Origin of the sequence: Aureispira anguillae (assembly GCF_026000115.1) — a bacterium.
Taxonomy (GTDB): Bacteria; Bacteroidota; Bacteroidia; order Chitinophagales; family Saprospiraceae; genus Aureispira; species Aureispira anguillae.
Map to the genome: position 1 here is coordinate 6,835,236 of NZ_AP026867.1, position 12,190 is coordinate 6,847,425.

The following is a 12,190-nucleotide window of genomic DNA, read 5'->3' on the forward strand; positions in this document are numbered from 1 at the left end:
TTTGTGTGTTGTGAACTGCGAAGCAGCTACGGGGCTAAAAATAGCTGCCGATCCGATGGCTGCTATGGTTGGATCGCAGGTGTTAAGATCATTTTTAAACAACTTCTTATAGAAGTCCTAATGACAAAAAACGATATTAATCAATCTCAAAAAATAGAATAATGAGTGAATTATTGGTACCCAATGAAATTTTGCGTGTTTTTAAAGAATATTACCCAGAGGTTAGTTTGAGTGAAGTAGAATGGGGATGGGAAGTTCCTGCTAAAATTTACGAAGCTTCTTTTGATAATGGAGAGGTTGACTTTGAGGTTGAAATTACTGTTACAGGGCATCTTCTTCTTACGGAAATTTCTATGGATTTGGAAGATCTTCCAGAGCAAATTGTTACGGCTGTAAACACTTCGTTTGAAGATCATAGCCTAGAAGGAGCAAGTATGGTACAGTACAGCAATGGTGATATTTCTTATGAATTAGAATTAAAATGTGCTAATTCGGGGGATGAATTTGAGGCACATTTTAGAGAAGATGGTCTCTTTTTAGCAAAAGGATATGATCTGTAATTGGCAATGATAAGAACCTAAAATAAAAAACGGAGTTTGCAAGAATCTTACCTAAACTTCGTTTTTTATTTTTATGAACTATGGTGTTTATATGTCAAAAAATGATACCTTTATACAGTTGTCTTACCCCAACTAAAATGTGATTTTCATATTAGTTATAATTAGTTGTATTCCCCTATAGTTAATAGTCAAAAAAACATTGTTGTCCTACACAACTAAAGACGGTTTTGTAGTATAAAGTTAAATTATCAATTGACTTTTCTACTGCCTCTCATTAAAAAATTATTCATGAAGGTATATTTTTCGTTTTTTCTAACAATGGTATCTGTCATTCTGATTGGAATGGTCTATTCTTGTAATAAAGAGCAGTACAACTATTTGGATAAAACAAAAACAGGTAAGGAAATACAAGAAACCGAAAACCGCTTGGAAAAGGTTTTTAATATGTATTTAGGCTTGTTCTCTAATCGAGTTCAGGCAAGAAGTGAACAATCTCCATTGTACCGAAGTCAAGAGTTAATTTCTGTACCAATTTGGCCCAAACGAGGAGATGAATATTGGTTGTATGTTTGTTGGCTGCAAGAGAACTTACCCGATGATTTATTGTCTCAAGAGGTGTGGCATTTTAAAAAGAAGGATCGAGAGACCTTGGAAATTATAATGTATGATCTCCCCAATAAAGATAAGTATGTAAACGATTGGAAAAAGAAGGAGCCTTTAGCTGGTTTAACGTCAGAGGATCTAATTTACAATGAAGGATGTACAGCCCTTGTAACTAGAGATGAACAAAATAAATTTACCATAACAGGCACACCTTGTCGCCGTGATTTGTCAGACATTATCAAGTTTATTGAGATTCATGGAGTCATCACACCTGACTCTATTATCCTTTATAACAAAATGTTAGATGGGAATAAAAAAGCTTTATTCGCTTATAAAAAAGGATTGCATTTCGAACGACAACCTAAAATTTTTCCTAAGTATCTAGATATGGACGGTTAAGAAATGGAAGCATCTTAGCTGATTTGCCCAAAGCCATGTTTTCGTTGTGACAACTGAAGTTGTCTTAATAATCGGGCATTTTTGGGAGCTTGGAGCAAAGGATCTTCTTCAAGTATTTCTTTTGCCATTGCCCTTGCTGCTCGCAAAATATCTCCATCTTGTACAATGTCGGCTAATTTTAGGTTGAGTACACCCGATTGTTGCGTACCTTCAATATTACCAGGCCCTCGTAGCTTGAGATCTGCTTCTGATATTTTGAAACCATCGGTGGTTTCTACCATCGTTTGCATTCTAAATCGACCATCAGAGGACAGCTTAAAACCTGTCATTAGAATACAATAAGCATCACCGCCACCTCGTCCAACACGACCACGCAACTGATGAAGTTGTGCCAAGCCAAAACGTTCGGCATTTTCAATGACCATAATACTAGCATTGGGCACATTAACGCCTACCTCAATCACTGTAGTTGCCATTAAAATTTGAGTTTCTCCTCTTGCAAAACGCTGCATTTCTGCTTCTTTGTCTGCGGGCTTTTGGCGACCGTGAACCACCGAAATTTGGTACTGAGGTTTTGGAAATTCTCGTTCTATAGTAGCATAGCCTTCCATTAAATCTTTAACTTCGCTTAAGCCTTCATATTCAGATTCTTCAATCAATGGATAAACAATATAAACCTGATGACCTTTGGCAATCTCTCGTTTCATTTGCCCAAAAGTCCAAAGGCGTTGGCTTTCAAATTTGTGGAAGGTATTAATGGGTTTTCGACCAGGAGGCATTTCATCAATCACAGAAACGTCTAAATCACCATAAGCAGTCATGGCTAAGGTTCTTGGAATTGGTGTGGCTGTCATAACCAAAATGTGAGGAGGATTTGTTTTATTTTTGCGCCACATTTTAGAGCGTTGCACCACCCCAAAGCGATGCTGTTCATCAACAATAACAAAGCCTAAATTTTTGAACTTAACAGGATCTTCAATGAGTGCATGGGTACCAATTAATAGATCAATTTCGCCTGCTTCTAACTGCTCCAATACCAGTTTTCGTTTTTTCCCTTTAACCGTTCCTGTTAATAGACCAATAGTAATTCCTAAGCCCTCTGCCATTTCTAGGATAGATTGATAATGTTGTTGGGCTAAAATTTCAGTGGGAGCCATTAAGGCAGCCTGAAAGCCATTGTCTATAGCAATCAGAATACACATAAAACCAACAATGGTTTTACCACTTCCCACATCGCCTTGAAGCAGTCGGTTCATTTGCTGTCCTGTCGCAATATCCGCTCGGATTTCTTTGATAACTCGCTTTTGAGCATTGGTCAATTCAAACTTTAAGTTATTTTGATAAAAGGCATTAAAATAAGCACCAATTCTAGGAAAAATAAATCCTCTAATGCCAATTTTTTTCTGATGTTTGGTTTGTAACATCCTGAGCTGAAGAAAGAAAAATTCTTCAAATTTAATGCGTTTTTGTGCTGTTTCTCGCTGCGCTTTGTTACGAGGAAAATGAATGCCCATCCAAGTAGCATAACGTCCAGGGAAACGGAGACTTTCCAATAAATAATCGGGCAAGGACTCAGGAATTAGATGCCGTTGAGGATGTATCTTAATGAATAAATTTTTCATGACGGTAGCCATGCCTTTGCTATCCAATCGTTTATTTCTAAGTTTGTCGGTAGTTGGATAGACAGGCTCTAAAGTAGAGGCATTGGCTTTTTTTACTTCTGTAAGGAGTGTGATGTCGGGATGTACGATGCTTACTTTTCCCTTATAAATGGTCGGTTTTCCATAGACAATATATTCCATACCCACCTGTAAATTTTGCACCCAACTCAGCCCTTTAAACCAAGTTAGTTCTAACATACCTGTATCATCTCTAAAAACACCTGTCATCCGCCGTTTGCGCCCATCTCCAATACTGTCTATTCGCCTAAGAATTCCCTTAACCTGTACATAATCGCCCTCTTCCTTAATGTCTTTTACTTTGTGAAACTTGGTCTTATCGACATATCGAAACGGATAATGTTGCAAGAGTTGTAGATAGGAAAAAACACCCAACTCTTTTTTTAAAACATCAGCTTTGGCAGAACCAACTCCTTTTAGATATTCAATAGATGTATTTAGCATAAGTGTACTTAGATTATTTAAGGTGTAAACAAGCTGTTTACAAAAAATGCTTTTAGGTAGAAACAGTAAAGTGCAAGATACAAAAAGTACCTTTTTTAAACGATGCTGGCTTAATAAATCATTAGTTCTGCGTAGTTACTTAAGTAAATTAGTGACGTTGAACATTGTTATAAATGGCAAAAAAAGACCTTCTTGATCAAGTCAAGAAGGCCTTTTTGATTGGAAGAAGGAATAAACCTAGATCCAATTATTTGTTAGCAGCATACAATTCAGCTACTTTATCCCAGTTAATGACATTAAAAAATGCAGAAACATAATCAGGACGACGGTTTTGGTAATTTAAGTAATAAGCATGTTCCCATACGTCTAGTCCCAAAATTGGGTGTCCTCCACAGCCAACACCTGGCATCAATGGATTATCTTGGTTTGGTGTAGAACAAACTTCTACTTTACCACCTTCATGTACACACAACCAAGCCCAACCAGACCCAAAACGAGTACCAGCAGCTTTCGTAAATGCTGCTTTAAAATCGTCAAAAGAGCCATAAGCCGCATTGATCGCATCAGCTAATTCGCCAGAAGGCTGTCCACCACCATTAGGTGACATTACTTCCCAAAATAAAGAGTGGTTATAAAATCCTCCACCATTATTACGAACAGCGGTATTGTTCAAGTCCAAATTCTTTAGAATCGCATCAATACCTTTGTCTGCTAAATCAGTTCCCTCAATAGCTGCATTTAATTTATTGGTATATCCATTATGGTGCTTGCCATGGTGGATTTGCATTGTTTGTGTATCAATATGTGGTTCTAACGCATCGTGCGCATATGGTAAATTGGGTAATTCGAAAGCCATGATTTGTTTATTTTTGTGATTAAAAAATAAGGTTTTTTGATAAATCGTGTGGTAAACACTAAAAAAGGGTAAGCTTTTAACTACTTTTTTTAGAAGAAAGTTATAGGTCGTAAGTCGTATGCTTAAGTTCCTGTAAATACAGGACATACGACCTATAACTTATAACAAAAGTAGTAATAAGCAGGCAAGGTAGTTTACGATTCCACACAATTTGTCAAAGAACCCAAAATAATATCACTCTTATAACGCTAGAGTACTATATTGGTTCAAATATATAAAAATGCTTTGGAAAAATTAAAAAGAATCAAGGGTCTTTGTTGCGAATGAATTTTTGTGAAATAAGTAGACGGACAATTTAATGTTAATTATTTTTGGTCGATCTACTTACAATTTTTATTTTGCTTTTACCAAACTCAGGATATTATTTAGGATTGGATTCCGATTATTGGTCAGCCAAACAGCTGACAAAACGGTTCGTTGAGGAATTTGGGGCAGTTCTATAAATTTAATTCCTTCTAGGTAATCTACTTGCAGCGATTTGGGAACAATTGAAATCCCAAAGTTATTTTCTATTAATTTATAAATGGAACTAGAATGGATCGTATTGTGTGTGATAATTGGACTAAAGCCACTGTCATCAAAAATTTGCAATACTTTTTCGTAATAAGAGGTGCTATATTGAGGATCAAATAAGATAAAAGATTCTTCTTTTAATTGAGATAAATGCTCAAAGTTATTGGCATTAATAGGGTGATTCTTAGGCAAGACTAAACAAAAAGGCTCTTTTAGTAGCGGATGAATCTCTAGTCCTTTGGGCACTCGCTCTAAACGGACAAAACCAAGGTCAATATGGTGAGACAACAAACCTTCTATTTGTTTTTGATTGTCCATTTCTTTGAGGCTAAAAAGAATATTGGGGTATTTTTTTCTAAATGCTAATAATAAGTCGGGGATAATTTGTTGCATCGCCGAACCAACATAGCCAAATTTTAGATTGCCCAATAGACCATCGTTTAGTGATTTTGCATGTTGTATAATGTTGTCGAGTTCCTTGGTATAACGCCTAAATTCGCTCTGTAGAAATACTCCTGCTGCAGTCAATTCTACTTTTCTATTGTGACGATCAAAAAGCTGTATCCCCAGCCCTTTTTCTAACTCTTTTATCTGCCGACTCAATCCAGGCTGAGAAATATATAGACGTTCAGCAGCTTTTCTAAAATGTAAATCTTCTGCTACCGCTAAAAAATAACGAAGATGCCTTAGTTCTAATTGATAACTCATAGTTATGAATTGATTAATAAATTAGTCTTGTTGTGTATCAAATATAAGGGTAATTTTGTAAGAGAAGGCGGGTTAAAGTATTTTACTATAATTTAGCTATGTACAGGACAAATAAAAAAGGCTTAAAAACATGGAATTCAAATACGGAATAGAACAATTAACAGTTGATAAAGTAATTGAAATCGCAACAGGGAAATGCAAAGGGGTGTTGGTAGAAGAAGCGATAAAAAAAGTCAATGATTGTAGAAAAAAGGTGGAGGTAATGGCTCAATCGGATAAAGCCATTTATGGTGTAAACACAGGATTTGGACCATTGTGCGATACTCAAATTTCGCCTGAAGAAACTAGCAAATTACAAGAAAACTTATTGTTGTCTCATGCTGTTGGGGTAGGGAATCCGATTGACCGATCCTTATCAAAAATTATGATGATTTGCAAGGTGCAAGCCCTTTGTCAAGGCTTTTCAGGAATTCGTTTGGCTGTGGTTGAGCGCATTTTACTTTTTATTGAAAACGACTGGTTGCCTGTTGTGCCTGAACAAGGCTCTGTTGGAGCATCGGGAGACTTGGCTCCTTTGTCACATTTGTTTTTACCCTTATTGGGAGAAGGAGAGTTTTGGGTAGAGGATAAGATCGTTCCTGCCAAGGAAGTATTGGAAAACAATAACCTAACACCAATTACGTTTCAGGCCAAAGAGGTGTTGGCGTTGATTAATGGGACACAATTTATTTTAGCGCATGCAATTGCTGGGCTAAAAAAAATGGACTATTTGCTAGATTTAGCAGATTTGGCAGGGGCAATGAGCTTAGAAGGTTTTCAAGGAAGTGTTGCTCCTTTCAAGGAGGAGTTGCATGCTATTCGCCCATTCAAAGGTAATTTAGAAGTCGCTAAACGAATGAGAATGTTGTTGGAAGGCTCTGAAAACCTAGCTTCTCACGAAGATTGTGAGCGAGTACAAGATCCTTATTCTATGCGTTGTATGCCACAGGTGCATGGAGCTTCTAGGAATGCCTTTTATCATCTAAAAGAACTCGCAGAAATAGAAATGAATTCCGTTACCGACAACCCAATTGTATTAAGTGAGACGGTTGCTATATCAGGAGGAAATTTTCATGGACAGCCTTTGGCTATGGCATTGGATTATGCTAGTATTGCAGCTTCAGAGTTGGGCAATATTTCAGATAGACGATGTTATTTATTGTTAGAAGGAAAATATGGTCTGCCTCGATTATTAACTCAAAAAGGGGGCTTAAACTCTGGTTTTATGATTCCTCAATATGCGACAGCAGCCTTGACGACCGAAAATAAATCACTTTGTTTTCCAGCATCAGCAGATAGTATTCCAACTTCATTAGGACAAGAAGATCACGTTTCTATGGGGAGTATTTCAGGGAGAAAGTTTAATCAAATTTTGGAGAATATAGATAAAATACTAGCCATAGAATTAATGTATGCTGCTCAGGCTTTGGATTTTAGACGCCCTAAAAAGAGTTCAACGATTATTGAAAAAAATCACCAACTAATCAGAAGCAAGGTTGCTAAATTGGAAGATGATCGCTTGCTCAAAGATGATATTAATACCTTGGTTACTTTGGTTAGAAATCAGGCTTTTTTTGTAAAAAAAATTGAAGCATAATTCATTACTTGCTTCTTAAAAATATAAATTATGACATTTCAGCAACAAATCTTACAAGGCATTCCTGCAAACTTACCTGCGCCTAAAAGCTACCCTGCTAATGCCAATCGTGCTCCTAAACGAAAAGACATTCTATCCAAAGAAGAAAAGCAGTTGGCTATCCGAAATGCTTTGCGTTATTTTCCTCAAGAATGGCATCAAGAATTGGCCGTAGAGTTTGCGCAAGAATTAAAGGATTATGGGCGTATTTATATGTATCGATTTAAGCCTGATTATAAAATTTATGCTAGACCTTTAGCCGATTATCCTGCACAATCGTTGCAAGCAGGGGCGATTATGTTGATGATTCAAAACAACTTAGATCCTGCCGTTGCACAACACCCTGAAGAGTTGATTACCTATGGGGGAAATGGAGCGGTGTTTCAAAATTGGGCGCAGTATCTTTTAACCATGCAATATTTGGCAACGATGACGGACGAACAGACCTTGCACATGTATTCTGGTCATCCAATGGGGCTGTTTCCGTCTTCTAAAAATGCTCCAAGAGTTGTTGTGACCAATGGTATGATGATTCCCAATTATTCTAAACCTGATGATTGGGAAAAATTTAATGCACTGGGGGTAACTCAATATGGACAGATGACAGCAGGCTCATTTATGTATATTGGACCACAGGGAATTGTACATGGTACTACAATTACGGTAATGAATGCGTTTCGAAAAATTTTGAAGGAAGGAGAAACTCCCAAAGGCAAAATATTCTTGACTGCTGGTTTGGGAGGAATGAGTGGAGCGCAGCCCAAAGCAGGAAATATTGCAGGATGTATTAGTATTTGTGCAGAGGTTAATGCCAAGGCAGCAACAAAGCGTCATGAACAGGGATGGGTAGATCTATTGATTGATAATATGGATCACTTAATCCAACGAGTCAAAGAAGCACAAGCAAAGGATGAAGTCGTTTCTATTGCCTTTATTGGTAATGTTGTAGATGTATGGGAGCGTTTTGATGAAGAAGGCATTTTTATTCATGTAGGATCCGACCAGACGTCACTACATATACCTTGGACAGGCGGTTATTACCCTGTTGGGCTTTCTTATGAGGAGTCTAATCGATTGATTCGAGAGGAACCAGACTTGTTCAAACAAAAAGTAAAAGCGTCTTTGCGCCGTCATGCAGCAGCTATAAATAATCATACGGCAAAAGGGACTTACTTCTTTGATTATGGGAATGCTTTTTTGTTGGAAGCTTCTAGAGCTGATGCAGATGTTATGGCCGCCAATAAGATTGATTTTAAATACCCTTCTTATGTACAAGATATTTTAGGACCGATGTGTTTTGATTATGGATTTGGTCCGTTTCGTTGGGTCTGTACTTCTGGAAAACCTGAAGACTTAGATCGGACAGATGAAATAGCAATGCAGGTACTACAACAAATTATGGAAACTGCGCCTAGCGAGATCCAGTTGCAAATGCAAGATAATATCACATGGATAAAGGATGCCAAGAAAAATAAAATGGTTGTGGGGTCTCAGGCTCGTATTTTATATGCTGATGCAGAAGGGCGAGCAAAAATAGCTCAAGCTTTTAATGATGCGATTGCCAAAGGAGAGATTGGTGCAGTTGTTTTAGGGCGAGATCATCATGATGTGAGCGGAACCGATTCTCCTTATCGAGAAACTTCTAATATTTATGATGGTAGCCGATTTACAGCAGATATGGCCATTCAGAATGTTATTGGAGATAGTTTTAGAGGAGCCACTTGGGTCTCCATCCATAACGGTGGTGGTGTAGGCTGGGGAGAAGTTATGAATGGTGGTTTTGGAATGTTGTTGGATGGTTCAGCGACAGCAGAGGAACGGTTGAAGAGCATGTTGTTTTATGATGTCAATAATGGGATCGCAAGACGTAGTTGGGCAAGAAATAAGGAAGCTTTGTTTGCTATAAAGCGAGAAATGGAACGCACACCAACGTTAAAAGTGACAGTGCCTAATTTAGTTGAGGATGCCTTGTTAGAGGGGCTTTTTTAAGGAGATAAATATATTTTACGATCAAAGAAATGAATTATTCTAAGGGGTGTTATTTGCCTCCTCAGAAATCTTGTTGGACAGGACGAGCGACAAAACCTGAAATCGGAACTCAATATTGGCATCAGGCCATTGAGTTATGCGATGTACATGCGTTAAAAAAGGATCAACAATTTGATGTAGCGCTATTGGGGTATGCTTGTGATGAAGGAGTTCGAAGAAATTTAGGAAGGGTAGGGGCTAAAGATGGTCCCTATGCTTTTCGGCAACGATTGGCTCAACTTCCTTTTCACCATAGCTCAAAACAGGTGATAGATTTGGGGGATATTGTTTGTCAAGATGAGAATATGGAAGCTAGTCAAAAGACCTTGGCAGCGGTTGTTGGTTCATTAATTGACAGGGCTGTCCTTCCAATTGTTATTGGCGGTGGGCACGATATGGCGTATGGGCATTTTAAAGGAATTTGGAACGCTCTTGCAACAGATTCTAAACCTAGCATTGGTATTATTAATTTTGATGCCCATTTTGATTTAAGACCTTTAGAAGGAAAGGCCAATTCAGGAACGCCCTTTTATCAAATTCTTCAAGAATTTGAACCTTGGGTTGACTATTTTGCAATTGGTATTCAACAGCAATCCAATACCAAAGAACTGTTTGATATTGCTAAGGAAAAAAAGGTAAACTATGTAAGGAATTACGATTGTGAACGAGCTAATTTTGAGGCAATTATTAAGCAATTAACTCCCTTTGTTGAGCGAAATGATTTTTTATACATTACCATTGATTTAGACGGGTTTTCATCTGCTTATGCGCCAGGAGTGTCTGCTCCTTCTCCAATGGGATTTACGCCATATTTTGTATTAAAAATGTTGCACTATTTATTAGGTACTCAAAAGGTTATTGCTTGCGATATTGCAGAGTTGAACCCTCGTTTTGACCGAGATAATGCAACGGCAAACTTAGCCGCAAGAATTGTAGATTATATTGTAGAGAATAAATCGTAGGGAGGTGGCTCAATTTGGAAATGTACCAATTTGAAAATGTATTTAGTTCATCTTCAAATTGGTACAACCTTACCGTTGATGGTTGTATTTTTTGCGCCAAGAAGACACCAATAAAACCATTCTATCATAACTTTTTATACCATCTTTGACCCCCTGTACTTTTAAAAAAACATCATAAACCGCAGGTTGTAAAAAGGGAATAAAAGGAGGGTAAAGATCTTGATTGGCATAAATGGCTTCTATATCATTGTGCATACCTCTAGCAATGGTTGCCCGTTCTGCTAGATAATCTTCTTCCGTCATAAATTCCATCATAGAACTATAAACATAACGCCAATACATTAAGTAGCCCGAATAGCGAATAACAGGATTTTTAGACTCAATGCAAGCTAAAAAGCCTAAAAAATTACAGCTTGCCTCGCTTCCAAAACCATAGCCATGACCTAGTTCATGAGCAATTGTAAAGGGTTTGGAAATAGGATGCAAACCTGCGTCAATATGCCCTTCCCCTGTAAATGGAAAATAAACACCAGAGCTGTTGAAGCGCAATAAAACCCCTTTGGGTTGGAGTAGCCTACCTCGAACATGCCCCGAATAGTCGTAACCGTATTTTTTAAGTACTTTTTCGAGTAGCTTACGCATTTCTGTTTCCAAATCGTTAGGGTAATATGCTGCTGTAATGGCATTGGTATCTGAATTTGGAATTTGAAGGCGTGTTTCGATACATGTATTTTTAATGTATTGAGCTTCTTCCCAAATCTGTTCAAAATTCATCGAATCAGGTATTTGAAGCCCAATTTGTTCTGCCATTGGAACTCTTGCATAGTTATACCCCCAAAGCAATAAAAACCAAAAGACAAGTCCCATTAAAAAAGAGAAAAAAGACTTCGGATAGCCCTTGCCTTTGATACCTTCTTTGCGAATAACGAGTTGCGTCATCAATCGCCAGAATAGAATAGCAATCCATAAAAAAACAATTAAGCCAAATAAATAAATGCCTGCAATGGGAAGTAAACCAATCGTGTTATCAAAAAAACTACGTACCCAAGGGTATAGTCCTCTAGCATAGAATTGCTCACACCATTGAGGTTGATAACTAAATACAATTCGGAGGAGAATGGCACTAAGTCCTAGCTTTATCCAAAGGGATTGGCGGTTTTCTTTGGTAGGGAGTTTAACGTTCATAGGCAAGTTGAATGATGAATTGGTTCTTAGCTGCGCTAATTTTCAGTTCTTAAAAATAATGAAATCTTTTGATAATCTGTGTTGGATGGGTGAGAAGCTTTAGGGGAGGCTTGTATTAGCCTGCTATCCTTGAAAACGTATAATTTTTAGAAATGGTAGTGTTTCTTATGTGTCAATGCGAATACTGTTTTATTATTTAGAAAAAAACAATGAAAAACACAATTAAAGTAGGTCGAGCGATTCTTGATTTGACCCAAGAAGAACTGGCAAAACGGGTGGGAGTATCTCGTCAAACGATTAATTCTATAGAAAAAGGACGTTATGTGCCTTCTACTATTTTGGCCTTAAAAATCGCCCGTGTTTTTGAAAAAACTGTAGAAGAGATTTTTGAGTTGGAGGAAGGAGATTAAAAAAAATGATACAATTTGATGATTTGAAAATGCAACAATTAGCACATTTTTAAATCTTCAAATTGTATCATCCCTAAACGATAATCATCTTAGAAAAATAAGCCAATA

General features: G+C 37.4%; 10 protein-coding genes. 6 read left to right on the plus strand and 4 right to left on the minus strand.

Features of this window, described 5'->3' with window-relative positions:
* Positions 1-161: 161 nt before the first annotated feature.
* Positions 162-560 (plus strand): hypothetical protein, encoded by a 399-nt coding sequence (locus AsAng_RS26575; RefSeq protein WP_264790174.1) that lies wholly within the window; start codon positions 162-164, stop codon positions 558-560.
* 288 nt (positions 561-848) lie between these two features.
* Positions 849-1,562, plus strand: a complete 714-nt coding sequence (locus tag AsAng_RS26580) for a chromophore lyase CpcT/CpeT (protein WP_264790175.1) — start codon at positions 849-851, stop codon at positions 1,560-1,562.
* A 14-nt stretch (positions 1,563-1,576) separates the two neighbouring features.
* On the opposite strand, the gene recG is transcribed toward AsAng_RS26580, so the two are convergent.
* The 3 genes from recG to AsAng_RS26595 all read right to left on the minus strand — a co-directional run bounded on the left by recG (position 1,577) and on the right by AsAng_RS26595 (position 5,822).
* Positions 1,577-3,685 carry an ATP-dependent DNA helicase RecG gene (gene recG, locus AsAng_RS26585; RefSeq protein WP_264790176.1) on the minus strand — a complete coding sequence of 703 codons (2,109 nt, stop codon included), beginning with the start codon at positions 3,683-3,685 and terminating at the stop codon, positions 1,577-1,579.
* 247 nt (positions 3,686-3,932) lie between these two features.
* A complete protein-coding gene (locus AsAng_RS26590; RefSeq protein ID WP_264790177.1) occupies positions 3,933-4,541 on the minus strand; it encodes a superoxide dismutase in 609 nt (202 codons plus the stop codon).
* Positions 4,542-4,934: 393 nt separating this feature from the next.
* Positions 4,935-5,822: a LysR family transcriptional regulator gene (locus AsAng_RS26595; protein WP_264790178.1), complete on the minus strand. Its 888-nt coding sequence runs from the start codon at positions 5,820-5,822 to the stop codon at positions 4,935-4,937.
* A gap of 130 nt (positions 5,823-5,952) precedes the next feature.
* Between AsAng_RS26595 and hutH the strand changes: the two genes are divergently transcribed.
* From hutH to hutG, 3 genes are read left to right on the plus strand one after another with little or no spacing between them, the layout of a single operon-like run.
* Positions 5,953-7,458, plus strand: coding sequence for a histidine ammonia-lyase (gene hutH / locus AsAng_RS26600; protein ID WP_264790179.1), 1,506 nt, complete (start codon positions 5,953-5,955; stop codon positions 7,456-7,458).
* A gap of 30 nt (positions 7,459-7,488) precedes the next feature.
* Positions 7,489-9,486: a urocanate hydratase gene (locus tag AsAng_RS26605; RefSeq protein ID WP_264790180.1), complete on the plus strand. Its 1,998-nt coding sequence runs from the start codon at positions 7,489-7,491 to the stop codon at positions 9,484-9,486.
* A gap of 29 nt (positions 9,487-9,515) precedes the next feature.
* A complete protein-coding gene (gene hutG / locus AsAng_RS26610; protein ID WP_264790181.1) occupies positions 9,516-10,487 on the plus strand; it encodes a formimidoylglutamase in 972 nt (323 codons plus the stop codon).
* 69 nt (positions 10,488-10,556) lie between these two features.
* Here hutG and AsAng_RS26615 read toward each other — a convergent pair whose 3' ends face one another.
* On the minus strand, positions 10,557-11,672 hold the full coding sequence (locus AsAng_RS26615) for a DUF3810 domain-containing protein (RefSeq protein ID WP_264790182.1): 1,116 nt from the start codon (positions 11,670-11,672) through the stop codon (positions 10,557-10,559).
* A 209-nt stretch (positions 11,673-11,881) separates the two neighbouring features.
* On the opposite strand from AsAng_RS26615, the gene AsAng_RS26620 reads away from it, so the two are divergent.
* The gene (locus AsAng_RS26620) at positions 11,882-12,082 is read left to right on the plus strand and encodes a helix-turn-helix transcriptional regulator (protein ID WP_264790183.1); all 201 of its coding nucleotides are present in this window, start codon (positions 11,882-11,884) and stop codon (positions 12,080-12,082) included.
* Positions 12,083-12,190 lie beyond the last annotated feature (108 nt).

Coding starts and splice junctions, on each gene's coding strand:
- AsAng_RS26575 (WP_264790174.1), top strand. CDS start 162: ATGAGTGAATTATTGGTACCCAATGAAATTTTGCGTGTTTTTAAAGAA.
- AsAng_RS26580 (WP_264790175.1), top strand. CDS start 849: ATGAAGGTATATTTTTCGTTTTTTCTAACAATGGTATCTGTCATTCTG.
- recG (WP_264790176.1), bottom strand. CDS start 3,685: ATGCTAAATACATCTATTGAATATCTAAAAGGAGTTGGTTCTGCCAAA.
- AsAng_RS26590 (WP_264790177.1), bottom strand. CDS start 4,541: ATGGCTTTCGAATTACCCAATTTACCATATGCGCACGATGCGTTAGAA.
- AsAng_RS26595 (WP_264790178.1), bottom strand. CDS start 5,822: ATGAGTTATCAATTAGAACTAAGGCATCTTCGTTATTTTTTAGCGGTA.
- hutH (WP_264790179.1), top strand. CDS start 5,953: ATGGAATTCAAATACGGAATAGAACAATTAACAGTTGATAAAGTAATT.
- AsAng_RS26605 (WP_264790180.1), top strand. CDS start 7,489: ATGACATTTCAGCAACAAATCTTACAAGGCATTCCTGCAAACTTACCT.
- hutG (WP_264790181.1), top strand. CDS start 9,516: ATGAATTATTCTAAGGGGTGTTATTTGCCTCCTCAGAAATCTTGTTGG.
- AsAng_RS26615 (WP_264790182.1), bottom strand. CDS start 11,672: ATGAACGTTAAACTCCCTACCAAAGAAAACCGCCAATCCCTTTGGATA.
- AsAng_RS26620 (WP_264790183.1), top strand. CDS start 11,882: ATGAAAAACACAATTAAAGTAGGTCGAGCGATTCTTGATTTGACCCAA.